21 protein-coding genes and 1 tRNA gene are annotated in these 25,626 nt (G+C 61.7%); 8 read left to right on the top strand and 14 right to left on the bottom strand.

Annotated elements, in window-relative coordinates:
- Positions 1–10: 10 nt before the first annotated feature.
- On the bottom strand, positions 11–784 hold the full coding sequence (locus tag ACTXGA_RS17650) for a DUF2182 domain-containing protein (protein ID WP_443395925.1): 774 nt from the start codon (positions 782–784) through the stop codon (positions 11–13).
- A gap of 358 nt (positions 785–1,142) precedes the next feature.
- On the opposite strand from ACTXGA_RS17650, the gene ACTXGA_RS17645 reads away from it, so the two are divergent.
- A complete protein-coding gene (locus ACTXGA_RS17645) occupies positions 1,143–2,273 on the top strand; it encodes a hypothetical protein (protein ID WP_443395924.1) in 1,131 nt (376 codons plus the stop codon).
- Positions 2,274–2,279: 6 nt separating this feature from the next.
- Here the strand turns inward: ACTXGA_RS17645 and ACTXGA_RS17640 are convergent, their stop codons facing one another.
- The 7 genes from ACTXGA_RS17640 to acsA form a co-directional block, all read right to left on the bottom strand.
- Complete coding sequence (locus tag ACTXGA_RS17640) at positions 2,280–4,142, bottom strand: glycosyltransferase family 2 protein (protein ID WP_443395923.1); 1,863 nt, start codon at positions 4,140–4,142, stop codon at positions 2,280–2,282.
- Positions 4,139–5,725, bottom strand: coding sequence for a hypothetical protein (locus ACTXGA_RS17635; RefSeq protein ID WP_443395922.1), 1,587 nt, complete (start codon positions 5,723–5,725; stop codon positions 4,139–4,141). Before ACTXGA_RS17635 ends, ACTXGA_RS17640 begins: the two co-directional genes overlap by 4 nt.
- A 75-nt stretch (positions 5,726–5,800) precedes the next feature.
- Positions 5,801–7,033: an NAD-dependent epimerase/dehydratase family protein gene (locus ACTXGA_RS17630; RefSeq protein ID WP_443395921.1), complete on the bottom strand. Its 1,233-nt coding sequence runs from the start codon at positions 7,031–7,033 to the stop codon at positions 5,801–5,803.
- Between the two features lie 500 nt (positions 7,034–7,533).
- Entirely contained in the window at positions 7,534–7,779 is a 246-nt protein-coding gene (locus tag ACTXGA_RS17625; RefSeq protein ID WP_443395920.1) for an acyl carrier protein, read from the bottom strand.
- Positions 7,776–8,969 carry a dihydrolipoamide acetyltransferase family protein gene (locus ACTXGA_RS17620; RefSeq protein WP_443395919.1) on the bottom strand — a complete coding sequence of 398 codons (1,194 nt, stop codon included), beginning with the start codon at positions 8,967–8,969 and terminating at the stop codon, positions 7,776–7,778. Before ACTXGA_RS17620 ends, ACTXGA_RS17625 begins: the two co-directional genes overlap by 4 nt.
- A gap of 3 nt (positions 8,970–8,972) precedes the next feature.
- Complete coding sequence (pdhA, locus tag ACTXGA_RS17615) at positions 8,973–10,973, bottom strand: pyruvate dehydrogenase (acetyl-transferring) E1 component subunit alpha (RefSeq protein WP_443395918.1); 2,001 nt, start codon at positions 10,971–10,973, stop codon at positions 8,973–8,975.
- Positions 10,970–12,718 carry an acetate--CoA ligase gene (acsA, locus tag ACTXGA_RS17610; RefSeq protein WP_443395917.1) on the bottom strand — a complete coding sequence of 583 codons (1,749 nt, stop codon included), beginning with the start codon at positions 12,716–12,718 and terminating at the stop codon, positions 10,970–10,972. The genes pdhA and acsA overlap by 4 nt, the downstream gene beginning before the upstream one ends.
- 285 nt (positions 12,719–13,003) lie before the next feature.
- Here acsA and ppsA point away from each other — a divergent pair, with 285 nt between their 5' ends.
- Positions 13,004–15,403, top strand: a complete 2,400-nt coding sequence (ppsA, locus tag ACTXGA_RS17605; RefSeq protein ID WP_443395916.1) for a phosphoenolpyruvate synthase — start codon at positions 13,004–13,006, stop codon at positions 15,401–15,403.
- A gap of 162 nt (positions 15,404–15,565) precedes the next feature.
- On the opposite strand, the gene ACTXGA_RS17600 is transcribed toward ppsA, so the two are convergent.
- Positions 15,566–15,650 (bottom strand) — tRNA-Leu (locus ACTXGA_RS17600).
- A 142-nt stretch (positions 15,651–15,792) separates the two neighbouring features.
- Between ACTXGA_RS17600 and ACTXGA_RS17595 the strand changes: the two genes are divergently transcribed.
- Complete coding sequence (locus ACTXGA_RS17595) at positions 15,793–16,284, top strand: Hint domain-containing protein (RefSeq protein WP_443395915.1); 492 nt, start codon at positions 15,793–15,795, stop codon at positions 16,282–16,284.
- Here ACTXGA_RS17595 and ACTXGA_RS17590 read toward each other — a convergent pair.
- On the bottom strand, positions 16,281–17,933 hold the full coding sequence (locus ACTXGA_RS17590) for an NAD(P)H-hydrate dehydratase (protein WP_443395914.1): 1,653 nt from the start codon (positions 17,931–17,933) through the stop codon (positions 16,281–16,283). The genes ACTXGA_RS17595 and ACTXGA_RS17590 overlap by 4 nt on opposite strands.
- 169 nt (positions 17,934–18,102) lie before the next feature.
- Between ACTXGA_RS17590 and ACTXGA_RS17585 the strand changes: the two genes are divergently transcribed.
- The 5 genes from ACTXGA_RS17585 (at position 18,103) to ACTXGA_RS17565 (ending at position 22,323) form a co-directional block, all read left to right on the top strand.
- A complete protein-coding gene (locus ACTXGA_RS17585) occupies positions 18,103–18,441 on the top strand; it encodes a P-II family nitrogen regulator (protein ID WP_443395913.1) in 339 nt (112 codons plus the stop codon).
- A 69-nt stretch (positions 18,442–18,510) separates the two neighbouring features.
- Positions 18,511–19,917, top strand: coding sequence for a type I glutamate--ammonia ligase (gene glnA / locus ACTXGA_RS17580; RefSeq protein ID WP_443395912.1), 1,407 nt, complete (start codon positions 18,511–18,513; stop codon positions 19,915–19,917).
- 195 nt (positions 19,918–20,112) lie between these two features.
- Entirely contained in the window at positions 20,113–20,346 is a 234-nt protein-coding gene (locus ACTXGA_RS17575) for a hypothetical protein (RefSeq protein WP_443395911.1), read from the top strand.
- Positions 20,347–20,713: 367 nt separating this feature from the next.
- A complete protein-coding gene (locus tag ACTXGA_RS17570; protein WP_443395910.1) occupies positions 20,714–21,514 on the top strand; it encodes a lytic murein transglycosylase in 801 nt (266 codons plus the stop codon).
- Between the two features lie 131 nt (positions 21,515–21,645).
- A complete protein-coding gene (locus ACTXGA_RS17565; protein ID WP_443395909.1) occupies positions 21,646–22,323 on the top strand; it encodes a hypothetical protein in 678 nt (225 codons plus the stop codon).
- Here ACTXGA_RS17565 and ACTXGA_RS17560 read toward each other — a convergent pair.
- The 4 genes from ACTXGA_RS17560 to ACTXGA_RS17545 are packed head-to-tail and all read right to left on the bottom strand — an operon-like array spanning position 22,296 to position 25,626.
- Positions 22,296–23,042: a heme-dependent oxidative N-demethylase family protein gene (locus ACTXGA_RS17560; protein WP_443395908.1), complete on the bottom strand. Its 747-nt coding sequence runs from the start codon at positions 23,040–23,042 to the stop codon at positions 22,296–22,298. The two genes, ACTXGA_RS17565 and ACTXGA_RS17560, sit on opposite strands and share 28 nt — an antisense overlap.
- On the bottom strand, positions 23,039–23,233 hold the full coding sequence (locus tag ACTXGA_RS17555) for a DUF2783 domain-containing protein (RefSeq protein ID WP_443395907.1): 195 nt from the start codon (positions 23,231–23,233) through the stop codon (positions 23,039–23,041). Before ACTXGA_RS17555 ends, ACTXGA_RS17560 begins: the two co-directional genes overlap by 4 nt.
- A 3-nt stretch (positions 23,234–23,236) precedes the next feature.
- Positions 23,237–24,859, bottom strand: a complete 1,623-nt coding sequence (locus ACTXGA_RS17550) for an FAD-dependent oxidoreductase (protein WP_443395906.1) — start codon at positions 24,857–24,859, stop codon at positions 23,237–23,239.
- 14 nt (positions 24,860–24,873) lie between these two features.
- On the bottom strand, positions 24,874–25,626 hold the full coding sequence (locus ACTXGA_RS17545) for a hypothetical protein (protein WP_443395905.1): 753 nt from the start codon (positions 25,624–25,626) through the stop codon (positions 24,874–24,876).

Raw genomic sequence — 25,626 nt, 5'->3', positions numbered from 1 at the left:
GTCTCCTCCTTCAGACCACGGCGGCCAGCCAAACGGCCAACCCCGCAAATGTTAATGCGATCCCCGCGGGCAGGCGCAGCATGCCTCCGACCGCGGGCAATTTCTCGAACACCATGAACAATGTCGCCAGCCCCATCCAGACAAGGTTCATCACCCCGCCGACAAAGCCCAGCGCCATGATCGCCCAGCAGCATCCCACACAGGCCAGCCCCAGTTCGGCGCCCATGCGCAGGCCTCCGGTCAGACCGGGCCGGAAACGACCGAGGAAATACGACATGGGCGTAAGGCAGACGCTCTGGCAGCGGGACTTGGCGTCCGTGAACTGCCAGAGACCCGCAAGCAACAGCAACCCGCCTTGCAACAGCGCGCTCTGCACCGCACCCAGCTGATCCAGCAGTCCCGCGCGGGACAGTGAAATCTGCGCAAGGGCGGCCACTACGGAGACCGCCAGCCAGACCGACAGGTATCCGCCCACCAGCCCCAGCCGCGATTCCATCGGCGCAGGCAGTTGGTTCGACAGTTTCTGATGCGCGGTCAGCACCGGCAGAAAGGTCGGCAGCATCATCGCCACGCTCATGCCCGCCCACATCGCCCAGATGGCGGCAAATCCGGCGGCCCCCGCCCCCGGCCCGTTGCACAGGGTGCGCAGCGTTTCCATCCACAAGCCGGGCCGCCCGGTCAGGCTGACCCCGGCGTTCAGGTTCATGAGGTACAGCCAGCCCCACGCCAGCAGCACCAGCGCGAAAAAACCGAGCCAGAAGATGTCGCGCAACCGAATGGTCATGAAGCCCCCTCTTGGTCGAAAACCCTTTCAGAGCCTGCGGAAAAGGGCAAGACACCGGGATCAGCCAGAATCGGATGGCAGGGTTGCACGGCAGTCAAACCGAGGCAGACGTCCCGCCTGGCACGCCCTTGCCCTGTCCACAAAATCAATGCCTTGAGCCATTCTCGGCCCGCGCACCGCCCGGCACGTGACGTTGCGTCGTCGATCTGTGAGAGCAGCCGAGGCAGGACAATTGCCACCCGCTGAAACTGCAAGAACCGGAGGCTGACGTCACGCCCCTTGGCTTGATGTCTTGCGGCAGTCTGCCATTATCCAAATGGCTCTCCATTGTCCGAATAGCACAGGTTCAAGTTCCGCGATGACCATCGCCTTGTTTCCCGCTCTCCGCGCGACTGCCCTGTTCCTTTGCGTTTGCCCCGCTCCCGCGCGGGCACAGGACAACGACGCGCCTGATCCCCAGATCCAGCCGGCACAGCAAACACCGGCGCGCCCCCAGTCGCCGGACCAGCGGGATGCGGGGTTTCAGGCGATCATGGCGCTGTCAGGGACCGCCCCGGACCAAGCGCTGACGCAAATGATTGCCCTGGCCGAAACCGGAGACCCCAAGGCGCAGCAACAGGTGGGCACCTTCTACCGACAAGGGACAGGAACATCGGTTGACCTGCCGTTGGCAAAACTTTGGTACGAACGGGCGGTTGCGGGGGGACGGGACTATGCGCTAGCCCCGCTCGCCCGGACCGAGGCCGCGCTTGGCAATGGCGAGGCAGCCTATGCCTTGCTGCACAGCGCGATTGAAAAGGGCATGCCCGGTGCCGAACGGCAATTGGGCTTTGCCCATATCGACAAACAGCTTGGACGCCGCTCCGACCCGTCGCGCGGCCTGAACATCCTGATGGGTTTGATCGATGGCGGCGACCGCGTCGCGGCGCGCCCGCTGCTCCTGCGCTACACCTGGAACCGCCTGCCTCTGCCCGCGCCCACGCGTCTGGTGCAAATGGTCGAGGCAGACGGCTTGGCCGGGGACGGCCCCTCTGCCGAGGCGGCACTGGTCTACCTGACCAAGGCAGAACGATTTACCCGTGGCAGCCTCGACCGGCGGCAGGCGCTGATTGCCGTGGAGGGCATTCGCGAAAGCATCCTTGCCTCGGAACGCATGCTTCTGGCTGCCGATACCTTGCCAACCCAATTCTTTCGCGAGGCGGACCGCATCATCGCCACCACGCCACGCGAAGAATTTCCGCGCGCCGCCCTGACGGCCTATCGCATCTCCCCCAACGCCTATGTGCGCATCCTGCAAAGGGAGCTTCGCGCACAGGGCTATTACCGCGGACGGGTCAACGGTTGGCTGACCTCTTCGACAATCGCCGCTCATCAACGGTTTTGCCGCGATCAGGGCATTCTGGATCAGTGCCGCGAAGGCCCTCGCAAGACCGACACGATCCGCGCAGTGACCGAGGCGCTGGCCGCACAGCCGGAAATCGGGAAGTGAAGTGCGTCAGGCAACCCGGACAGAATCCGGCACCGGACGCGACAGAGCCCTGCGTGAATAGGGATGTTCGCCAAACGCACGGATGTTGATCGACAGCATCGACTCCAGCGTGAAATAGGCGCGCATCACCCTGAAAACCAGATATTCGGGCAGGTACAGGATGGCTTTGGGCGACTTCATCAGAAGCGCACAGAATATCGCCATCAGTGCCGGTGCGCCAACTGTCAGGGCGATGACGGATTGCCAGAGCAAGGTGTTGAAGCTGGCGAAATCTGTGGCAAATTCGATGACGCCGAACAGCAACAGCGGCAGCATCATCGAACGTCGCGCCGAATTGATCAGCATGTAGGGCAGCACGATCTTGCCCCGCACGGTGGCATGGCGCGAGAAGATCAGATCCCGGCAGCGCGACGAGATATGAAAGGTCGACCGGAACCAGCGCGTCCGCTGTTCGCGCATATGCCTGTAGGTGGCCGGAACCTCGGAAATATACTGCACCTTGGGGTCGACAACCAAACGATACCCCATCTCGCCTGCGCGCAGTGAAATATCCGTATCCTCGCCGTTCATGCCTTCGACGAAACCGCCCAGATGCCGTGGCAATTCGGTGCGGTAGACAGAAAACATGCCCGGAATGCCAACGACAGAGTCGATGGTGCTGAACGCCACCGAATAAAAGGCGTGTTTGACCGCCACCTCCAGAAACCGCGCCCGGTCGAACAGCCCGCCGCCGGGTGGCAGCGGCACACCCCCGACGACGCCCACCTTCTTGTCGGTAAAGTGGCGCATCGCTTGCCGCAGGGCGTCTGGCCCTAGCTGTGTATCGGCATCCAGGCGCACACAGTACTCGGTCTGGACCGCATCCAGCCCGGCATTCAGCGCGTTGGCCTTGCCCGGCTTCGGCACGTCGATGACTTCGCCCCGAAGCGCGCAGCAGGAGGCCAGCGCCTCTGTTGCGACACGCGCCGTATCATCCGATGAATTGTTGTTCATCACCAGCAGCCTGACCCGCCCGCCATAGCGCACGGTGGCAATATCCATCGCGCGGATCGTGTCGGCGATGATGTATTCCTCGTTATGGGCGGGCACAAAAACCGTCAGGTCGGGCGAGAACTCTGCCAAGGGCGCCATGCGCGCCTCGACCCAGGCACCCAAGTAGAGAAGCATGAAAAAAGTGGGCAGAAACAGAAAGACGCCCGGTCCAATCCCGCCCAACAGGGTCATGCTGCGCAGCGCCTGTTCCAGCCAGAGATCCAGCGAGGAGACGTACCACGCGATCCCGGCCGCAACCTGCGCCGCAACGATCAGGCGCATCGCGATGCGGTTGGTCTTGCGCGTGTTGATCTGAAGACGGATGCGAGAGGGCATTTCGCCCCGCTCCAGCAGCTTGAAGGAAAAGACTGCAAAGCCGATCAGACCAGAGGCGATCTCGATCACGTGCAGCGACAGGACGATATTCGTCTGCCACAGCAAGAGCTGCGCCATCAAATCCATCAACAGACATAGGGCGACGTACGTGCCGACCATGTCCAGGAACACCCCCGCCCGACGCAGTACAGAGCGGTCACAGGTCAGCGCAAAGGCTGTCAGGAAAGAAATAACAAAAATCCGTACCGCAACGGCGTGACTGCCATGCGCTGGGGCAAGGATGAAATCGTTGTACGGAAAGGCCGCGTTCAGCACCGGGATCTGATTGATGGCCCAGAGCAGGCCAAAGCTGACCGCCGAAAACAGAACCAACATCACCGGCGCCACGTATTGCGGCACCGGGCTGGCAAAACGGCGCGGGGCGCTGTCCACCGACCAGAACTGAACGTCCGCGCGCCCGTCCTGCGCCGCCTGTTCTGGCGTGCCCGACGGATCGGTCATTGCCGGGCGTCCACACTGCTATAGTGAGGACGGGCCTCGATCACCAGAACTGCGCGCGGGGCAGAGGCGCCAACCGGCCCTTCAAGATCCGCCACCCGGACAAGATGAACTCCGTCGTTGGAGGACTCGCTCGCCGCAAAGATCCAGGTGTCGGTTTCCCGGACCTGGGTCAGAAACTGATCCAGTTCATGGCCCGCCACCACGGTCATCAAAGGCAGCTTTGCGGAGTCCGACATGCCGGTGTTCAATGACAGGCCCTTGCCGCCGTCGATGGAATTGAGCAGATCATGGGCGATCTGCGCACCATTCGCATCCAGCCCGTGATGGACCGCCAGGTGAATGTCGCCTGCCAGTACTTCCAGGACCTTCGGCCATTCCGAGGACGCCACCGGAACTTCCAACGTCAGATGTGCAAGTTCGATGTCAGCGGTCGCAGGGCGAGGGCTCATTCCGGACTCGCAGCCGCCAGGGAGCTTTTGTGCGCTCGTCAGCGTTACGCGCAGGTCGTTGAGCAAAGGCTGATCGTCCACGGGCAGGGCCAGTTTTCGCGCAATCTCGCCCGAGGCCGCGTCAAGTTCCTCGGCATGCACCAGGCGGTCATTCAATCGCACGGACAAAAGCCAGCCGGCATCGTCACCGGCGGTGGCATATTTCATCCGCAGGTCCAGTTCGGATGCAACGCTGCCCGACGCAAAGTGTCGACGATCGAAACCGAAACGCCATTGCGCCTCGTCATGGAACGTCAGCGATCTTTTGCGACCGATGTCCGCAACTAGATCGAGGTCAAACGCTTCCGGCATTTTCAAGGCGACCCCCTGCGCTTCCATCGCGGCAAGGATGGCATGATCGATCGCCAGACCGCCTTGACCGTCGTGTGCAAAGATCACGTCGCCGTTCTCTACCGGCCAGACGTGCGCGGCCTTCAGCGTCGCGGCTTGCAAAGTGGCATCCTCGGGCCAGTCCAGCTTGAGCGGGGCCGTTTTGCTCAGCAGAACATCCACCGGATCGGTAATCGGGCTCGCCAGTTCGAGTTTGAGATGCGAAATCGGCATGATTTGCGCGACGATACCGCCGCTCCATTCCTCGGTACACACCACCTGGGGAACACGGCCTTCGGAGACAAGGTTGACTACCAAATCCTTGCCGGACAGGTCGCGCGTGTTCAACGGAACCATGATACGGCGGCGCAGACGCCCCTCATCCACGACAATTTCGGTACGGCGGACACCATTGACCGCGATACGCAAAACGCCCTTGGCGCCATTGTCCACCTCGCCGCTCAGTTCAAGGATCAGAATTCCCGATCGGACGCTGGCGACGCGCGGAAGGGCGAATGTCGCCTTTGCAAAGCCGGGGAACCCGGCAAGTGCATTCAGGCGCCCCGCTTCGCGCATGGGGATGATGGCCTGATTGACACTGGAGGCGACGGGCAAGCGGAATGCATCCACCTCCGCCACATCTGGAGGCAGCATTTCCTCAACACGGTCAGCAATCCGTAGCCCGAATTCCTTGCGGTGCTGAAATCCGTAGATCAGTGCCGCAAGAAGGATAAAGCAGGTCGCAAGAACTCCGACGAGACGCATATGTCTTTCCCCCTGAAATGGTTCGCGGCAGGGCGGGTATCTGCCCGCCCTGCCCCCGTCGTTTCAGACCTGTGGTCAGGCCACCTTGCCCGGAAAAGGCAAAACGTCGTTTTCACGAAGAACACCCGGCTGCTGCTGGTCGGTCCATGTGGACACGCAGGCCACGGTTTCCCGCTTGTAGCGGTGGGCATACTTGGTCGCGATCTCGACGGTTTCCTGCAGCAGGCCGTCGGCCAGCGTGATCGGCTTCAGCCCGAGGTCGATGAAGGTGGCATTGGACACCTTCAGCTCGTTTTCGGCGGCTTCCTTGCGAGGATTGTCCACCAGCGCGACCTCGGCATCGGCAATGTCGGCAACCATGTAGGCCAGATTACGCACCCGGTGGGTTTCCGTCATCTGGTTCAGGATTTTCACCTTGCCGGTCCGTTCCGCAGGGTTGGCCACGGCCAGCGCAATACAGCGCACCGTATCCTGAATATGGATAAAGGCGCGGGTCTGGCCGCCGGTGCCATGCACGGTCAACGGATGACCCACGGCAGCCTGCATCAGAAAGCGGTTGAGAACGGTGCCATAATCACCGTCATAGTCGAACCGGTTGATCAGGCGCTCATCGCGGCGGGTTTCCTCTGTCTGCGTACCCCAGACGATGCCCTGATGCAGGTCCGTGATACGCATCAGGTCGTTCTTGGCGTAGAACTGGAACAGCAACTGATCCATCGACTTGGTCATGTGGTACACGCTGCCCGGGTTCGTCGGATACAGGATGTCCCGCTTGAACATCACATCCTTGCCCGGAACATAGACCGACAGATATCCCTCGGGGATTTCCAGACCGTCGCCGTCATAGCCATAGACACCCATCGTCCCGAGATGGATCACATGCGGGTCGATCCCTGTCTCCGAGATCACGGCCAGCAAGTTGTGCGTGGCGCTGATGTTGTTGTCGACGGTGTATAGTTTCTGCTCCAGCCCCTTCATCGAATAGGGCGCGGCGCGCTGTTCACCAAAGTGGATGACGGTATCAGGGCGCAAGTCCTCCAGTAAGGCACGCAAGGCGGTGACATCCTTGGCAACGTCGATCTGGGAAAAGCCGATGGTCTTGCCGGAGACCTCTTTCCACGCCGCAATCCGCTCTTCGATCGAGGCAATGGGGGTCAGGCTTTCCGCCCCCAACTCGGCATCGATGGCGCGCCGTGACAGGTTGTCCGCGATTACCACCTGATGTCCTTGCTCGGACAGGTGCAGGGCCGTCGGCCAACCACAGAACCCATCGCCACCAATTACCAAAACTCTTTTTGCTGTCGCCATAGTTGTTCCGTCCTTTGTACAACGCCCCCGAGTCTTTTGGGTCCCGTTCATCACTGAGAGTGAATTAAGCACCCAAGGTCGAGCTATCATGGGGAATACAAGGGTCCGCATCCCCGTGACCGGATAGTCGGCGTCCTCTGTGGATAGCCCCCCCCCACTCTCGGGACCGCCGCCTATCCGAAAGAACAGGTCACCTGTCCGGTTACGGCCAAGGACCGTTCCGGTGCGTCGGGAATGACCAACTTCCTACGTTTGGCTTGAGAAATGTACCGGGCAAAGCGTGCTGTGGATGTGCAGCCAACCACGCCGGCAAGTTGAACTGTGACCACATCGACCAAAGGCGAAGAGGTGTCAGACCACCGCAAAGGGTTTCCGACGGCATGACCATTTCAACGCCACGCCTTAGCGCGCGGCAATCGCATCGCTCTTGTTATCTGGCGACGCCCGCCAACACTGCGGGTCATATGCCCCGACTGGCGTCCGGGTCCGGCAACCGGCTGTCAGGCCGTCCGCTCTGCTAGATATGCAATGGCCTTGCCCAAGGTCTCGATGCGAACATAGTCGCGTTCAGGAATGTCGATCTGCAACCTGTCGTGCAGAGCCGTGACGAGGTTGAGGACATCCATGGAATCCAGTTCCAGATCGTCCTGGATATGATCGTTTTCACCAATGTCCGCCGCATCAAGATCCGGTGCGACACGCGTGATCGCATCGAGGAATGCGCGCCTGATTTCGTCCTGTGTCATAAACTCTCCGGGCTGTTCAGAAGTGTTTCGATCTTGCCGAGGAAGCGCGCGCCCCGCTTGCCGTCGCTCACCCGGTGGTCCGCCGCGAGGGTGACGCGCACACAGTGCCGGGCGACAACCGATCCATCGACAACCCGTGGCAGCGCCCTTGGGGTGCCAAAGGCGACGAGAGCGACCTGCGGAGGATTGATTACGCCGGTCATGCCATCGACGCCACCCTCACCCAGACTGGAGATGGTGATCGTGCCTTGGGTCATTTCTGACCCCCGGAGGCGACCACTTCGCGCCCGGGCGACCAGGTCGCGCATGGCTTTCATCGTCCCGGCCAGATCAAGCGTCTCTGCCCCCAAGATGGCGGGAGAAATCAGACCGCCGCCCCGCATGGAAATGGCCACGCCGGGATTGACCCCGCCTGTTTCCGTGAAAGCGCCATCCATATAGATGCCGTTCAAGCCCTTGACGCTTTCGGCCGCTAACACGACCGAGCGGACAAACAGCGCGCCCATCAGGATACGTTCGTCAGGGGGGTGCTGGTCATTGCGCTCCGCCAGCCAGTCGCTGGTGCTCTGCAGGTCGATTTCATGTTCGAGGTAGTAGTGCGGGATTTCGCGTTTCGATCGTGACATCGCGACGGCGATGGCTTCCCGCATGGCCCCGAAGTCGACCGCTTTGACGGTAGGCTTTTCCGGCAGCGATTTGCTTCGTTCCTCGACATCCTTCAACAGAACCGCCCCCTGCGGTCCACTGCCGGTCAGCGTGGCAAGGTCGATCCCGGTCTTGAGCGCTAGTGACCGAGCCGCCGGAGAGGCCGCCACCACATCGTCGGAGCTCACCATCAAAGGCCGATCCGTGGTCTCCACGCGTTCAGGTTTGACAGTTTCCGGCTTGGCGGCAGGCTTTGGAGAGTCGAGAGGCATTGGGGGTTCGATTTCTTGGAGGTTATTAGCGCCCTCCTCCGCGCTCCGGATCACGGCCAAATCAGCCCCGACAGGCAGCGTCTGCCCAAGGGCGGCATCGATCCGTTCAACGACCCCGTCCTCGAAAACCTCGATCTCTATGGCCCCCTTTTGCGTCTCGACCACCGCCACCACGTCGCCACGTTTTACTGTGTCTCCCGGATGGATCAGCCATTCGACCAGTTTGGCTTCTTCCATGTCCGCGCCGAGCGATGGCATCCGAAAGACCGACATTGTTCAGCCCTTCCCCATCGCGGCGCGCGCCGCGGCGACAATCGCCGCAGCCTGCGGGATTGCCGCCTGTTCCAAGTGCTGGGGATAGGGGATGGGTACTTCGGCCGAGCAGACCCGGCCAACCGGCGCATCCATACGCCAGAAGACCTGTTCACCGATCCGCGCCGCGACCTCTGCCGAAAGCGAGCCTGAGCGCCAGCCCTCGTCCACCACGACCGCGCGGCGCGTGCGCGCGACAGAGGCCATGACCGTCGCATCGTCGAGCGGCCTCAGCACGCGAAGGTCAATCACCTCCGCCTCAATCCCCTCGGCAGAGAGTGTTTCTGCGGCCTCCAGCGTCTTGAACAGGGAGCCTCCGTAGGTGATCAGCGTGACATCGCGCCCGGGCCGACGCACCGCCGCTTTGTCGATATCGACAGGCCCCGCCGCCTTGTCCATTGAACCGCTGTGGTTGTAGAGCATGACGTTCTCGAAAATGAGCACCGGATCGGGATCCTCAAGCGCCGTCCACAGCATACCGCGTGCATCCTCAAGCGTCGCGGGAGCAAGAACCCGAAGACCGGGGATATGCGCGTACCAGCCCTCCAACGAATGCGAATGCTGCGCGGCCAGTTGCTTGCCCGCCCCAGTGGCCATGCGGATCACAAGCGGGACGCCGAATTGATCGCCGGACATGTGCCGGATCGTGGCGGCGGTGTTCATGATCTGGTCAAGCGCCAGCAGGCTGAAATTCACCGTCATGAGTTCGACGATCGGACGCATCCCCGCCGCGGCCGCCCCGATGCCGAAACCGGTGAAGCCGGACTCGGACAGCGGCGTGTCGCGGATGCGCTCCTCTCCGAACTCGGCCATCAGGCCCTTTGAAACGGCGTAGCAGCCGCCGTAGGTCCCCACGTCCTCGCCCATAAGGAACACGCGCTCATCGCGCTGCATCGCGTCACGGATGCCCTGCTTGATCGCTTCGCGATAGGTAGTCTCTTCGGTTTCGCCTGACGGCGTGGCCGAGGCGGGCGGATCCGGTCGATCCTCCGATACGACATGCTTCAACAGATCAGTGGCCGGTTCCCAATCCGACTGTTCGGCAAAGGCCACGGCCTCGGCGATTTCTGCGTCCAGCCGTTTCTCCAGATCATCAAGGTCTTTGTCATGCACGAACCCAGCGCCAAGGGCCCAATCGCGCAGCCGGATGATCGGGCCCTTCTTGCGCCAGGTCTCGACCTCCTGCTTGTCGCGATACAGCTGAGCGTCGAACATGGAATGCGCGCGGAATCGATAGGTGCGGCACTCAAGGAAATAGGGACTCGCGCTTTCGCGGATCGCGGCCAGGGCCCGTCGCGCGGCTGTCTCGACGGCGATAACATCCATGCCGTCGACGGTTTCGGCGGGTATGCCATAACAGGCGGCCTTTGCCCGGATATCGGTTTCGGACTCGGATCGCCCCAGCGCCGTGCCCATGGCGTAGCCGTTGTTTTCACAGACGAACAACACCGGCACCTGCCACAGCTGGGCAAGGTTCATCGTCTCGTGGAATTCGCCCTCTGCCACGGCACCCTCGCCGAAAAAGCAGGCGGTCACGGCACCGGTCCGTTGCAGCGCATCGGCAAGCCCCAACCCGCCAGCCAGCGGCAACCCGCCCCCGACGATTGCATTGCCGCCATAGAAATTGGTGTCGCGGTCGAACAGGTGCATCGAACCGCCGCGCCCCCCCGAACAGCCTGTGACCTTGCCGAACATCTCGGCCATGACCGTCTTCATCGGCACGCCGCGGATCAACGCATGCCCGTGTTCGCGATAGGTCGCCACGACCCGGTCCTCGGGGTTCAGGTGCCGAATGACGCCGGCGGCGATGGCCTCTTCCCCATCATAGAGATGCAGGAACCCGCGTATCTTTTCCTGCGTGTAGAGTTCGGCGCATTTATCCTCGAATTTGCGGATGCGCAGCATGGCGCCAAGAAGGTCGAGCACATGCTCGCGCGACAGTCGGATACGTCCAGCGTCCGTCATGATTCATCCGTCTCCAGCGTGGAAATGTCACCTTCGGGCAGCCCCAGTTCGCGCGCTTTCAACAAGCGCCGCATGATCTTGCCCGAGCGGGTTTTCGGCAGGGTCTTGCGAAACACGATCTCGCGCGGGGCAACGGCGGGACCAAGCGTCTTGCGCGCATGTCCCCGGATGTCCCGTTCAAGCTCTTCCGAAGGCTCGAACCCCGGGTTTAACGCGACAAAGGCCTTGACCACCTCGCCCGCCGTTTCATCCGGAAGCCCGATGACACCGGCTTCGGCCACCGCGTCATGTTCGATCAACGCGCTTTCCACTTCGAAAGGCCCGATCAGGTGGCCGGAGGATTTGATGAGGTCGTCGGCGCGCCCCACGAACCAGAAATAACCATCACCATCGCGCATCGCGAGGTCGCCCGACAGGTACCAACCGTCGCGGAACGCCTTTGCGTAGCGGGCGTCCTCATGCAGGTAGGCGCGCATCATGGACGGCCAGCCCGGACGCAGCGCCAGTTCCCCGACCTCGCCGTCAGCGCATTCCCGAAGGACGTCGCCTTCGGTATCGACCACACCTGCCTGAATACCCGGCAGGGGTTTGCCCATCGAACCGGGCCGGATGTCCATCGCCGCCGTGTTGGCGATCATGATGCCGCCGGTTTCGGTCTGCCACCAATTGTCGTGGAACGGATGACCAAAGACCTCCTTGCCCCAGACGACACCTTCCGGATTGAGCGGTTCGCCGACGCTGGCAAGGAACCGGAGATTGGAAAAGTCGTAGCCGCGCGCCACCTCCTTGCCCGCCCGCATCATCATCCGGATCGCCGTCGGGGCCGTATACCAGATTTCCACCCGCTCCCGTTCGAGCATCCCGTACCACCGTTCAAGGTCGAACTCGGCCTCGTCGACCAGCATGGTCACCCCGTTCACCAGTGGAGAGATGATCCCGTAGGACGTGCCCGTGACCCATCCGGGATCCGCCGTGCACCAGTAGATCGCACCCGGCCGCATGTTGAGGGCGAACTGGCCCGTCGCAGCATGTGCAACCACGGCCCCATGAACGTGGACCGCGCCTTTTGGCCGGCCTGTCGTCCCGGATGTGAAGTGGATCAGGGCCATGTCCTCGGGGTCCGTTGGCGCGGTATCGAACCGGTCCGACGCCCCGGAAAGAGCAGGCCCAAGCGCCACGCAGCCTTCGGGCGCGTCATCCGCGTCCACGATGAACACGGTCCGCAGCGACGGCAATTCGTGACGCCATGCGGCAAGCTTGCGCCGGTAAATGGATGCGGTGGTCACAACGGCATTGGCTTCGCCGATCTCCATGCGCGTCCTGATCGGCTCTGGTCCGAAGGCCGAAAAGAGCGGCGAAAAGACCAGCCCGGCCTTCAACGTGCCGAGGGCCGCAATGTACAGTTCGGGCACGCGCCCCATGAGCGAATAGACCCGGTCGCCGGGTGACAATCCCTGTTCCAACAGCACATTGGCGAACTGCGCCGTCGCTCTGGTCAGGTCGGCATAGGTGAACTCGCGTGCCTCTCCAGACTTGCCGAACCAGCGCAGCGCCAGCTTGTCTCCGTCCCCGTGCAGAACATGGCGATCAAGCGCTTCGAACGCGATGTTCAAGCCACCGCCCGGCGTGCCGTCGAGCTTTTCGCGCGCCTCGTCCCAGCTAAAAGTGTTTCGGACCGCATCCGGATTGCCAAGGACGGCCTGACCGCGTTCCTGCGGCGACTTTTCGATGATCTCCAAGGCCATTGTTGGGCCCTCCCCGCGAACAGTGTTGGAGGAGACAAAGCTTCGCACCATGACAAGGATCAAAGCGGACAAGGGAAACGTCCCGGTTGTCTCTCCGCATTTTGGGGAGGATGAGGGCGCACCGACCGCGGTCATTCCCGCTGAATTCTGGAAGCTGTGACAGGGTGACACCTCAGGTCAACCTGACCGCCCCTATCGCCACACGTCGCGTTCGCGACGTTGACCCCGATCAACGTCAGGCCGATTTTTTGGGTTATCCTGCCTCTGCACGCAGGGGAGGAATTCATGGAACTGCAACGGGACGAAGACCAAAGGGACCTGATCTGGCTTGAGGAATTGAGGCGCGATGACGTGCCCAAAGTGGGCGGCAAGAACGCCTCGCTCGGCGAGATGTTGCAGGCGCTTGCGGCACGCGGGATACGCGTCCCGCCCGGCTTTGCAACAACAGCATCCGCCTATCGCCGCTACATAGCAGCCAACGATCTGGGCGACAGGCTTCGCGATATTCTCGGACGGCTCGACACTCATCGCCTGACATTGGCCGAGGCAGGTCGCGAAATGCGCGCCCATATCGTTGACGGAACTTGGCCAATCGAAATCGAAACCGAAATTCGCGAGGCCTACCGGCAGTTGGGAGAGCGCGTTGGCCAATCCGAGCCTGCTGTCGCCGTCCGCTCCTCTGCAACCGCCGAGGATCTGCCGGACGCCAGCTTTGCGGGTCAGCAAGAGACATTCCTGAACGTGCGCGGCGAAGAGGCGCTGCTGGCCGCGTGCAGGCGCTGCTTCGCGTCGCTGTTCACTGACCGGGCAATCACCTATCGCCAACTCAAGGGGTTTGACCATCTTCAGGTGGCGCTCTCCATCGGCGTGCAGTTGATGGTGCGCTCTGATGTGGGCGGATCAGGTGTCATGTTCTCGCTCGATACGGAAAGCGGGTTTGAGGATCTGGTCCTGATCAACGCGGCCTGGGGCCTGGGTGAAAACGTGGTTCAGGGCGCCGTCGACCCGGATGAATATCAGGTCTACAAACCGTTCCTCAGCCGCAAGGACTTGCTGCCCATCTTGCACAAGTCGCTGGGCGCCAAGGAAATCAAGATGGTCTACGGCACCGGTACAAACGCGGCGACGCGCAATGTGCCGACCTCTCGGGCGGAACGCGCGAAATTCGTTTTGTCGGACGATGAGATCCTCGAACTTGCCCGCGCCGCCGCACTGATCGAGCAGCACTATGGTCAGCCAATGGACATGGAATGGGCAAAGGACGGTGAGACCGGACTGATGTACATCGTTCAGGCGCGCCCCGAAACGGTGCAGTCCCGGGTCGAGGTGGGGGCCTTCAAGACCTACAGGCTGGGCGCGACAGGTGAGAAACTGCTCAACGGTCTCAGCGTCGGCGGCGCGGTGGCGACGGGCGAAGTTTGCCTGATCGAAAGCGCCGCCGATATTGACCGGTTTGTTGACGGCTCCGTGCTTGTCACCTCGACCACGGACCCGGATTGGGTGCCGATCATGAAACGCGCAGCCGCCATCGTGACGGATCACGGAGGGCGCACCTCACATGCGGCAATCATCAGCCGCGAACTCGGGGTTCCGGCAATCGTCGGCACCGGCAATGCCACGGAAATCCTGCACGACGGACAGCTGATCACCGTTTCCTGCGCCGAGGGCGACGAGGGCACGATCTATGCTGGCAAGGCGGAGGTGTCTGTCGAGGAAACCCATCTGGACCAGATCCCGCAGACCCGGACCAAGGTGATGCTCAACATGGCCAATCCGGCGGCAACTGCGCATTGGTGGCGCCTGCCGGTCGACGGCGTTGGCCTTGCACGGATGGAATTCGTAGTGAGCAACGAGGTCAAGGTGCATCCGCTGGCGCTGACGCGTTACGACCAACTGACTTCGGACTCGGACCGTGAGGCCATCGACCGGCTGACCAAGGGATATGCAGATCGGACGGACTATTTTGTCGAGACGCTCGCCATGGGTCTCTCGCGGATCGCGGCCACTTGGTATCCGAACCCCACTATCGTCCGGATGAGCGACTTCAAGACCAACGAATATGCAGAGCTTCTGGGGGGGCGACAGTTCGAGCCCGCCGAGGAAAACCCGATGATCGGTTTTCGAGGCGCTTCGCGGTATTATTCAGACGCCTATAGAGACGGCTTTGCCCTCGAATGCCAGGCCATTCACCGCCTGCGCACCACGATGGGCTTTGACAATGTCATCGTGATGATCCCGTTCTGTCGCACGGTGGGCGAGGCAGATCGCGTCCTGGAGATGATGGCAGAGAACGGTCTGCGCAGGGGTGAAAACGGACTGCAGGTTTACGTGATGTGCGAGATCCCCGCGAACGTCATCGAGGCCGAGGCCTTTGCAGAGCGGTTCGACGGGTTCTCGATCGGATCCAACGATCTGACGCAGCTGACGCTGGGAATAGACCGGGATTCCGAAGCCTTGGCCCCGCTGTTCAGCGAGCGCGATCCGGCGGTGCTCTGGATGATCGAAACCGCGATCGCCAAGGCGCGTAAAGCCGGGCGCAAGATCGGCCTCTGTGGCCAGGCGCCCAGCAACGATCCCGATTTCGCCCGATTGCTGGTCAAGGCCGGCATCGATACGATTTCCGTCACGCCGGACAGTTTCCTGGCCGTAAAGGCCAACGTCGCAAAGGCGGAAAAAGAGGGGTGAAAGTTTGATCGAAGCCTAACCATCGTTCCGTTGGGCGGAGCGATGGTCGCCGCAAAAACGACAGCCCGGCCTGCGACCACGTCTGGGCCAGACGCAGCCAATCGGAATGTCCAACTGCGATAGATGCGCAGCCGACGTGTATTTTGCTGAGATGCTCCAATGTGGTGCGGGTGGAGGGACTTGAACCCCCACGCCTTGCGGCGCCAGAACCTAAATCTGGTGCGTCTACCAATTTCGCCACACCCGCAACGAGGCGCTGCATAGCAAAGCGCAAGAGCGGAGGCGAGCGGAAACTTGTCATAAAATCGCCCGGATTTTTGCGCGACATGAACCTCATCTTGCCGTATCCTGTGAAAAAACTGAGGCAGTACAAAACAGGATAAGACGCGATGACCGATCAAGCGGCGTCGCGTGGTGCGAACGGGAAACCCGCGCGCCACGTTACTGATGGCGATCCACTGAATGCTCTCCCGGCAGGAATCGAGGTAATGACCCTTGATGGTATCCTGCCCGTGGAGTTTCTCAATCCCGGGGACCGCGTGATCACGCGCAACAGCGGAACCGCCGTGTTGCGACACATCCGCAGTTTCACGGCCTGTGTGCCGACGGTATCGATCCGTCCCGGTTCGCTTGGCCATATGCGCCCGGATCGGGTGATTACCCTGCCCGCTGCGCAGGAGGTTCTTGTGCGGGACTGGCGGGCGGAAACCCTATTCGGCGCACGGCAAGCGCTGGCCCCGATATCGCGGCTGGTGGACGGCAATTTCATCACGCTGGAAGGCGTGCAGCGGATGACATTGGTCGAACTGGTCTTCGACGGACCTCAGATCCTCTATGCCGACGGGCTTGAGCTCGCCGCGGCCGCGCCCGTTCCCGCCTAAAGGCCCATTTCGCGAAACACTCTCGGCAGGGTTTCCGGCAAATCCTCGGCTATCAGGCCCGGGCCAAAGGCTCGCGCTGCCTCGACATGTAACCAGGCGCCCAACTCGGCGGCCTTGAACGCGCTAAACCCGCGCGCCAGAAGTCCGGTGATCATCCCGGCCAGCACATCCCCTGCCCCGGCGGTGGCCAGCCAAGGCACCTGCCGGTCATAGGCGGCGGCATTGAGGCTGCATTGCCCATCCGGGGCCGCGATCACCGTGTCGGCTCCTTTGAACAGCACCGTGCACCCGGCGCGGGCGGCGGCCTCTCGCGCCGCATCGACTTTGGAAAAAGGCGCGCCGCCTTCTTCGGAGGCAGTCAGCTTTTCCATGATATCCGGGAACAGGCGTGCAAATTCTCCGCCATGCGGGGTCAGCACCACGTTTTCGTGCAGCGCGCCGAACAAGGCCTGAGGGTGACGCTGAAAGCGTGACAGTGCGTCGGCATCCAGAACCGTTCCACGACCGGCCTGCAGCGCACCCAGCACCAGATCGGCCGTCGATGGCCCCAGACCCAGAGCCGGACCCAGGCACAGCGCGTTGATCCGCTTGTCCTCCAGCAGTTCTGACAGGCCATGGGTTCCGTCAAGTCCGTGGACCATGATCGCATTCAAGTGCATGGCGTGCTCCGCCATTCCCCGCATCGGACAACCGATGGTGACCAACCCTGCCCCGACACGCAACGCCCCGCGCGCCGCCAGCCGCGCCGCGCCGCCACGTCCCGGCGGACCGGACAGGACCAGGGCGTGACCGTGATCGTATTTGTGCTGTCCGATCTTGCCCACGCTGTTGAAATACTGCCCGGCGTTTTGCGGACGCCCGAAGATTTCCGGCGCCACCAACCGCACATGTCCCTCCTGCGACACCGGCAGTTCCCAAGGGCTGTCGCAGGGCACAACTCCGGGCAAGGGCACGATCCGCAGCTTGCCCACCTCCACAGGCCCCACGTCCAGATAATGACCAAGTTTCGGGACATGGAACGTGACAGTCAGATCAGCGTCAAAGGCCCAGTCCATGAACGGCGGACACCCCTCGGACAGCGCCTTGCGCGGCTCTTCCCCGGGCCGCAGGATCAGCCCGGTGTCAGAGGACAGCCCCGTCGGGACGTCCACCGCCACCCTGTGCAGGCTTTTACCCTCCCCTACGGCGCGCCGCTGCCAATCCTCCCGCAGATGGCGAAACATGTCCGCGATCTCCTCCGGAACCGACCGGGTCAGACCGGTTCCAAAAATGGCGTCAACGATCAGATCCGGAATCGGCCCGTCCTTCAGTTCGGCCCAGTCCGTGACCTGCCCGCCCCATGACCGGGCACTGACCACCGCGTCCGGGCTGGCTTCGGACGGCGGCATCATGGCCCAGAGCCGAACGCCCCACCCCCTCGCCTGCAGTTCCCGGGCAATGACATAGCCGTCACCGCCGTTGTTTCCGGGTCCACACAGAACCACGGCCGTGGGCGCATCGGCCACCTCAAGCTCCGGCCACTCCTCGAAGATCGACGTGACCACACCGCGGCCGGCGTGATCCATCAGTTCCAGCCCGGTTACCTTTCCGCTTTGAATCGCTGCCTGTTCGATGTTGCGCATCTGCGCCGACGTCAGGAGTTCGGTCATTTTTCCTCTCGATTCAAAACTGCCCATTTAATATGCCACTTGCGTAAAAAATCATCGCACGTCAGATTTCGCAGGCGGCAAACTTCCCGAGTCCAGCCTATCCGATTGTGGCCGACAAGGAGAAGTGATCTGCCAAGGCCACAGAGAGCGCAAGGGAGAGGCGAGGTCTATGAAAAAGATCGAAGCGATCATCAAGCCATTCAAGCTCGACGAGGTAAAGGAAGCCCTGCAGGACGCGGGCATCCAGGGCCTCTCGGTAGTCGAAGTGAAGGGCTTTGGCCGTCAGAAAGGCCATACGGAACTGTATCGCGGTGCCGAATATGTCGTCGACTTCCTGCCGAAGGTGAAAATCGAAATCGTTCTGGATGACGATCAGGTCGACCCGGCCATCGAGGCCATCGTCGGCGCGGCCAAGACCGACAAGATCGGCGACGGCAAGATCTTCGTCAGCCATGTCGAGCAAGCCATCCGCATCCGCACCGGCGAAACCGGATCGGACGCCCTGTAATCCAAATCTGCCTCCGCCCCCAACGCACGGGCGGCAGACAAGTAATACCTGACAGAGAAGGACAATAGTATGAGCAAGGACGCAGTTCTGGCGCTTATGAAGGAAGAGGACGTCGCTTACGTTGACATCCGCTTTACCGATCCGCGCGGGAAACTCCAGCACGTGACCGTGATGGCCGATCAGGTCGACGAAGACTTCCTCGACGAAGGCTTCATGTTCGACGGATCGTCGATCGCAGGCTGGAAATCGATCGAAGCATCGGACATGAAACTGATGCCCGACACCGAAAGCGTGTACATCGACCCGTTCTACGCCGAAAAGACGCTCTGCATCCACTGCTCCGTGGTCGAGCCCGACACCGGCGAACCCTATGAGCGCGACCCGCGCGGCACCGCCCAGAAGGCCGAAGCCTACCTGAAGGCCTCGGGTATCGGTGACGTCTCCTACTGGGGTCCGGAAGCGGAATTCTTCCTCTTCGACGACGTGCGCATTTCGAACTCGATCAACAAGGTCTCCTACGAAGTCGACGCACTGGACGCTTCGTGGAACACCGACACAGAGTACGAAGTCGGCAACACCGGCCACCGTCCGGGAGTCAAAGGCGGCTATTTCCCGGTCAACCCGATCGACGACGGTCAGGACATCCGCTCCGAGATGCTCTCGACCATGAAGCGCATCGGCATGAAGGTCGACAAGCACCACCACGAAGTGGCGTCCTGCCAGCATGAGCTTGGCCTGATCTTCGGTTCGCTGACCACGCAGGCAGACGAACTGCAGAAGTACAAGTACGTCATCCACAACGTGGCACAGGCCTACGGCAAGTCGGCCACCTTCATGCCCAAGCCGATCTACGGCGACAACGGCACCGGCATGCACTGCAACATGTCGATCTGGAAGGACGGCAAGCCGCTCTTCGCAGGCGACCAGTATGCTGACCTGTCGATGGAAGCGCTCTACTTCATCGGCGGCATCCTGAAGCACGCCAAGACCCTGAACGCTTTCACCAACCCGTCCACCAACTCGTACAAGCGTCTGATCCCCGGCTTCGAAGCCCCGGTTCTGCGCGCGTATTCGGCCCGCAACCGCTCTGGCTGCGTCCGTATTCCGTGGACCGAATCCCCGAAGGCAAAGCGCGTCGAGGCCCGTTTCCCCGATCCGTCCGCCAACCCCTACCTGTGCTTCGCCGCACTCCTGATGGCCGGCCTCGACGGCATCAAGAACAAGATCCACCCCGGCGACGCCATGGACAAGAACCTCTACGACCTGCCGCCGGAAGAGCTGGAAGGCATTCCGACCGTCTGTGGCTCGCTGCGCGAAGCCATCGATGCGCTCAAGGCCGATCACGAGTTCCTGCTGGCCGGTGACGTGTTCACCAAGGACCAGATCGGTGGCTACATCGACCTGAAAATGGAAGAGATCGAACTGTTCGAGCACACGCCGCACCCGGTCGAATTCCTGATGTACTACAGCTGCTGATCCCTTTCGGATCGACAGTGGAACGGGCGCCCCTGCGGCGCCCGTTTCTTTTTGCGGAAAATCAATGGTCACGTTCCATCGCATTGCCCCGCTCTTGCCACGGTATTGTCCCAAGCGCTCAGCACTCTGAAGCCAACCCGCGTAACCCGTTATCGGCGGTCAAAACCCGCCTGCATTTCCAAGGGACCAAGGAAGATGGCCACCAGCTTTGAAGACCGGATCGCAAAGATACACGCCAAGAACGGGAGCGTGCCCGCGGGCATGCCGTCGATGGACACGCCCGGGTCCACCGGCCCGGGATCCGACCTGTCACGCGATACTTTGGGCCGGACCAAAGCCTCCGGCCCCGGCCGCCTGATTGCCATGTTCGGCCTGACATTTGCGGTCGGCCTCCTGCTGATCGGCGGAGCGGCGTTCCTCGCTCCGTAGCTTTCCGATGCCGAGACCAAGCTGGCCAGTGCGTCCGGGGACACGGTGCTCACCGGCGCGCGGCGGCCGACGGCGTTTTGCCGAAGAACTCCTGAAACTCAACGGCTTGAAATAGGCACGCCTGCTGATACCGGCCCATCAGCTTCCGTTCTTGGGACCCCCGCCTCCGTGACAATTAAGTCATCAACCGACGCGTGAACGACCGAGCAACATCATGATCCAATAGAGGGTCGCGCTGCCGCCCCTTCGCAAGCGGTCTCTTGCTGGGTTCCGGGACAGCGCCATGTCGCGCCGAGTTCCCCCTTTCCTCGTTCTGGCGCTGCCGCTACGCTCTGCGTCAAGTATATCAAACTCGGGAGTCTTTTTCATGCGCCGCCTCATGCCCGCACTCGCCCTTGCCCTGCTGACCGCCGCCCCCGCCTTTGCCGCGGGTTGTGGCAACACAGCATCCGGCTTTGACGCCTGGAAAGGCGAATTCGCCAAGGAAGCCCGCGCTGCGGGAGTCGGTGATCGCGGGATCAACGCGCTGATGGGCGCGCGGTATTCGACCAAGACGATCAACGCCGACCGCAACCAGAAGGGCGTCAAATACAGCTTTGACCGCTTCGTGAAGATCCGCCTTGGGTCGCTGGACAGCTTCGCAAATGGCGCGCGCAAACGGATCAACCAGAACAAGGGCTTTTACGACTCGCTGGAACAGCGGTTCGGCGTCCCCGCCGGCATCATCGTGTCCATTCACGGCATGGAAACCGGCTATGGCCGCACCATGGGGACAGAGCCTGTAATCAACTCGATCCTGACGGTTGCCTATGACTGCCGCCGCCCGCAGTTGTTCCGCCCGCATGCCATCGCGGCGCTCAAGATGGTGGATCGCGGTATGCTGGCCCCCGGACAAAAGGGCGCCTTCCACGGCGAATTGGGCCACACCCAGTTCCTGCCCGGAAACGCGATGCAGTACGGCGTCGACGCCAATGGAGACGGTCGGGTCGATTTCTACAATCAATCTGACGCGCTGGCCTCAACCGCGAATTTCCTGCGCCAGAAAGGCTGGAAAAAGGGTCAGCCCTGGGGTCCCGGCACGCATAACTTCCGCGTTCTGAACGAATGGAACGCGGCGACGGTCTATCAGCAGGCCATCGCAGCAGCGGCGGAGCGCATCCACCGCTAAGGGGGATTTCGACCTCCTGAACGGAAACAATGAGGGCGATTGCGCGGTATTTTCGCGAAATCGCCCAAATGCAAACATTTTTCCAGCGCAGCTTGCCTTCAGCGGCTACACAACCGCCGGAGGAATGTGACATGACATTTGACTATCCTTACGCTGGTCTGATCCTGCCGGACGTGCAGGATCTTGACCCCGCGCCATATCTAACCACTGCAGCAGAGGTGCTTGCCCGCCTCGATCCACGGGCCAAACCGGACAGCCCTACGGTGGAAACCGGCGGCTGCGTCATGGGCCAGACCCTTGGCATTGCAGTCATTCCCGACGAGGAAAGCGATTTCGGACCCCGGGTTGTGCTGGAAGTCGTCACAGTGGACGGCATGGCCGCCGATGAAGACGACGCCGCGCGCCTTTTGTCGGAAACCGTTGCCGCCGCGCTCAATCACTCTTCTGCCGATATCCTTGAATGGTATGCGCCGGACGTGTTGCTCGACCGGGAGGATTTTCTGCGGCTGCGTGCTCTGGTTTCCCCGCGCCGCTTCAACCAGATGAGCAGCGCGGATGAGGATGCCCTATTCGAGAGTGCCGAAGCCGCCCAGAACATCTGCGATGCCCTCTACCCGGAACCCGTCCAGCCCGAAATTCCCGCCAAACTGCAAGAGCCCCTCGAAGCAAAACCGAAACCGGGCGTGCTTGCCTTTCTGGGCGGTTTGGGACTGCGCCGTGTCAGCCAGATGGCAGCAGTCACCAGCCTGCTGGTTGTGCTGACTTCGACTGGCCACATGCACTATGTGATCGACCGTTTCATCCCCTGATCGCGACGCGCCACCACGAAGGTGTGGATCGAAAAGACCACCGCCCTTGTCCGCGGCAGGCGCACGAGGCACTGCCGCTCTGACCGCAGGAATGGCGCATCCTCGCCGCCCACCGGGGCGCGGCGCGCCTGTTCCGACCGTGGTTGGTGCAGGGCCGGATCAGCGTAGGGCAAGGCGTTGAACCGCCAAAGCGGGCGCTCCGGCTGCACGCCGTCGAACAGCCTCTGCACACGGCGGGCGATGTCCGCATCATAGTCTTCGACGGGGTCGTGAATTCCCGTCAGCGGACGCAGGAATTTCTCATCCAGCCGCCAACTGGCCGGAAAGCACAACACCGCGCCCGTCAGAACGTGCTGATCGCCGCGCTTTTCCATGAGGCAGAAATCCTGCTGGAACATCCGCCCCAAGGTGCCCAGCGGGTCCGACCTGTCTGTGGCGATCCATGCACCATCGGCACAGCGAACGCCCTCACCCTCTGGCAAAAGCCCGTCCGGCAACAGCTCCAACGCAACTTCAAGCAATTCCTGCGCTGCGGGCAAGGCCGCAAGATCAAGCGCCAGAACCTCCGCGCGACGCGTCGACAGCAGGTTGCGTCGCTCGGCCATCTGCCCGGTATAGGCATCGTCCACCCATAGCCAATCGTCGCGCGACATGGGCCGGATGCCCGGCAACGGCCGTGTCTCATCGACGTCGTAGGGAATGCGGGATTGCAGGATCACGTGCCGGGATTTCTCGCCATGCTCATGGCCGCATCCAGCACCTCGGCATCGCCCACTTGATTGGCAAGGATCAGGATCAACCGCGCATTCAGCGCCGCGCTTTCCTCATCCGAAAGGCCATCATGCGCCGCGATCAGCCGGGCATAGAAACCGTCGGCATCGACGATATTGGGATCAAGGGTCACGGGCATCTCTCACTCCACTCCGATCGCGTGGCGCAGTGCGCAACGCACGGCGGCCTCATCAAAACCGGTCCAGCGGGCGACAACATGCTGATCCGGACGGATCAGGTACACCGCGCTTGCAGCCTCGCCCAGATAACGCGCGGCCAACGCCCCCTCAGGCCCCTCCTCAGCGTTCAGTGACAGGCCACGAACGGTCAAGCCAGCCTCTTGCAGGCTGTCGGGAACATCCGCCCCGATCGCCAGCAGCACAAAGTCACCGCCAATCCGGTCCAGCAGGAAACCGTCCGCCACCGGGGCATCCGGGCACGGGCTGCCGGGACGCGTCCGGGCCGGTCCACCGGGCAGCGCATCTTCGCCGTTCAGGGGACCGCCATCGTATGTGCAGGGCACCGACAGCCGACCGGAGTTTACCAGAGGCCGGGCAAAGGCATAATGCTCGGCCAGATCCAGCACCGCGTTGCGGAAGACATGGCTGATCTTGGATTTCGGGGTGATGAAATCGGTCGAGCGGGTGGAATTCAGGATATTCTCATCGGCCCCATGGATGCGTTCGGCATCATAGCTGTCCAGCAGCGCCTCCGGAGCCTTGCCACCGATCACCAGCCCCAGCTTCCAGCCCAGGTTGTCCACATCCTGCATCCCGGAATTCGCGCCGCGTGCACCAAAGGGCGAAACCTGATGCGCCGCGTCCCCGGCAAAAATCACGCGCCCGTGGCGGAATTTCTTCATCCGGCGGCATTGGAAGGTATAGATCGAGGTCCAGACGATCTCGTATTCGACCCCCGGCAACATCGCATCCAGCCGTGCGCGGACGTTTTCCTCTTGCAGTTCTTTCTTGCGATCCACGTGCCAGCCGATCTGGAAATCGACTCGCCAGACGCCATCGGGCTGCTTGTGCAGGAGGGTCGAGGCGCCGGATTTGAAGTGCGGCTCGAACCAGAACCAGCGTTCCGTCGGGAACTCCTCGTTCACCATCTTGATGTCGGCGATGAGAAAGCTGTCCTCGAATACCCGACCTTCGAAATCCAGTCCCATCATCTTGCGCAGCGGGCTGGAGGCGCCATCACAGCCGATCAGCCAGTCTGCCTCGACGGTATACGGCCCCTCGGGTGTGGTGATCTCCAGCACCGCATGGTCGTCATGCACGGTGACATTGTCGACCCGGTTCTTGCCGCGGATTTCGATGGGCGCACCCTGCGCCTGCGCCTCCCTTACGCGTTCCACAAGGAAGCGTTCGAAATAGGGCTGTTGCAGGTTGATGAAAGCCGGGAATTTATGGCCGTCCTCGGGCAGCAGGTTGAACTCGAACACCTTGCGGTCATCGTGAAAGACCTTGCCGAGGTTCCAAACCACGCCCTTGCCCAGCATAGGTTTGCCAGCACCATAGCGGTCGGCGATCTCAAGGCTGCGTTTGGCAAAACAGATGGCACGGCTGCCCTGCCCGATCCCCTCGTGATCGTCGCACACAACGACCGGGATGCCCTGAAGGCCAAGGTCCAGCGCCGTGGCGATGCCGATGGGGCCGCCGCCCATGACGACCACCGGGTGCCGGACAGGGCTTGCTGCGTCCTGATCCGAAGAGCGTGCGTAAGGGTATAGTTTGAACGCCAGTTGGTAGCGGTCGTGGATCATCTGATTTTCCCTCACTACTGTTCTTGAGGAGCTGACCCAACACCGGGCCACAAGGCGAAAAGGCTCTGAGGGGTCTTCAATTTCCAGTAATTGGCAACATCAGTCACTTGCCCGCCGGGGTATTGAGTGCCGACCAGCTCCTGAAGACGCAGAAGCTCCGAGTACCGAGCGCGGATGCTCGCTTCGATAGTTGCGCTCATCGGGACGTACCTTATTTCCCTGAATTCCCGCCACTCATCCGGCAAAAAGTCTCCGGCCTCCAATTCATGTGGCGGATCCCGCCCTTCTGGAACAAAACCATACAACAAGAAGGCTGCATATCTCAGGGCGGCCTTCACCTCTGGAATCGTATCGGTAAACGTTTTTAGCGGCGACGGCACCAAAACCATATTGGCTGGGCAAGTGAAATAGCGTGGGTCGTTTACCTCAGCATGAGCACTTTGAAATCGGGGGTCATCATTTCCCCAGACGTGGCAGCATGCCCAGTTTGGGCGGGTATCCGCGTTGCGCCCTTTGATTCCCAGATACCTATTCTGAGCCTTGCTCGCTGCGACATTTCCCTCGTGCTTTGGAACTTCCTTGTTAGTTTGCCGATCTATCCAGTTCGCCTTGAAAAGAGGAGCTTTTCGGTAGGTGTACGGCGACCAGGTGGGCAACAGAGCGTAGCACTTGGGGTCAATCCAAAGGGTGCAAGCTTCGAGAATTCGAGCAACCACGCTGGGCTCAAGATGCTCGCCCAAGAACTTCAAGCCGTCTCCGAGTTCCAT

This window comes from Antarctobacter jejuensis (genome assembly GCF_052266595.1).
GTDB classification, from domain to species: Bacteria; Pseudomonadota; Alphaproteobacteria; order Rhodobacterales; family Rhodobacteraceae; genus Antarctobacter; species Antarctobacter jejuensis.
The sequence above is the reverse complement of the archived record's forward strand: the minus strand, read 5'-3'. Positions and strand labels throughout refer to the sequence as shown.

Excerpts from the sequence above, each read along its gene's own strand:
- ACTXGA_RS17555 (WP_443395907.1), bottom strand. The coding sequence starts at position 23,233 with ATGCCCGTGACCCTTGATCCCAATATCGTCGATGCCGACGGTTTCTAT.
- ACTXGA_RS17620 (WP_443395919.1), bottom strand. The coding sequence starts at position 8,969 with ATGTCGGTCTTTCGGATGCCATCGCTCGGCGCGGACATGGAAGAAGCC.
- acsA (WP_443395917.1), bottom strand. The coding sequence starts at position 12,718 with ATGGCCTTGGAGATCATCGAAAAGTCGCCGCAGGAACGCGGTCAGGCC.
- ppsA (WP_443395916.1), top strand. The coding sequence starts at position 13,004 with ATGGAACTGCAACGGGACGAAGACCAAAGGGACCTGATCTGGCTTGAG.
- ACTXGA_RS17545 (WP_443395905.1), bottom strand. The coding sequence starts at position 25,626 with ATGGAACTCGGAGACGGCTTGAAGTTCTTGGGCGAGCATCTTGAGCCC.
- ACTXGA_RS17575 (WP_443395911.1), top strand. The coding sequence starts at position 20,113 with ATGGCCACCAGCTTTGAAGACCGGATCGCAAAGATACACGCCAAGAAC.
- ACTXGA_RS17650 (WP_443395925.1), bottom strand. The coding sequence starts at position 784 with ATGACCATTCGGTTGCGCGACATCTTCTGGCTCGGTTTTTTCGCGCTG.
- ACTXGA_RS17630 (WP_443395921.1), bottom strand. The coding sequence starts at position 7,033 with ATGGCGACAGCAAAAAGAGTTTTGGTAATTGGTGGCGATGGGTTCTGT.
- glnA (WP_443395912.1), top strand. The coding sequence starts at position 18,511 with ATGAGCAAGGACGCAGTTCTGGCGCTTATGAAGGAAGAGGACGTCGCT.
- pdhA (WP_443395918.1), bottom strand. The coding sequence starts at position 10,973 with ATGACGGACGCTGGACGTATCCGACTGTCGCGCGAGCATGTGCTCGAC.
- ACTXGA_RS17570 (WP_443395910.1), top strand. The coding sequence starts at position 20,714 with ATGCGCCGCCTCATGCCCGCACTCGCCCTTGCCCTGCTGACCGCCGCC.
- ACTXGA_RS17595 (WP_443395915.1), top strand. The coding sequence starts at position 15,793 with ATGACCGATCAAGCGGCGTCGCGTGGTGCGAACGGGAAACCCGCGCGC.
- ACTXGA_RS17585 (WP_443395913.1), top strand. The coding sequence starts at position 18,103 with ATGAAAAAGATCGAAGCGATCATCAAGCCATTCAAGCTCGACGAGGTA.
- ACTXGA_RS17645 (WP_443395924.1), top strand. The coding sequence starts at position 1,143 with ATGACCATCGCCTTGTTTCCCGCTCTCCGCGCGACTGCCCTGTTCCTT.
- ACTXGA_RS17550 (WP_443395906.1), bottom strand. The coding sequence starts at position 24,859 with ATGATCCACGACCGCTACCAACTGGCGTTCAAACTATACCCTTACGCA.
- ACTXGA_RS17640 (WP_443395923.1), bottom strand. The coding sequence starts at position 4,142 with ATGACCGATCCGTCGGGCACGCCAGAACAGGCGGCGCAGGACGGGCGC.
- ACTXGA_RS17625 (WP_443395920.1), bottom strand. The coding sequence starts at position 7,779 with ATGACACAGGACGAAATCAGGCGCGCATTCCTCGATGCGATCACGCGT.
- ACTXGA_RS17565 (WP_443395909.1), top strand. The coding sequence starts at position 21,646 with ATGACATTTGACTATCCTTACGCTGGTCTGATCCTGCCGGACGTGCAG.
- ACTXGA_RS17590 (WP_443395914.1), bottom strand. The coding sequence starts at position 17,933 with ATGACCGAACTCCTGACGTCGGCGCAGATGCGCAACATCGAACAGGCA.
- ACTXGA_RS17635 (WP_443395922.1), bottom strand. The coding sequence starts at position 5,725 with ATGCGTCTCGTCGGAGTTCTTGCGACCTGCTTTATCCTTCTTGCGGCA.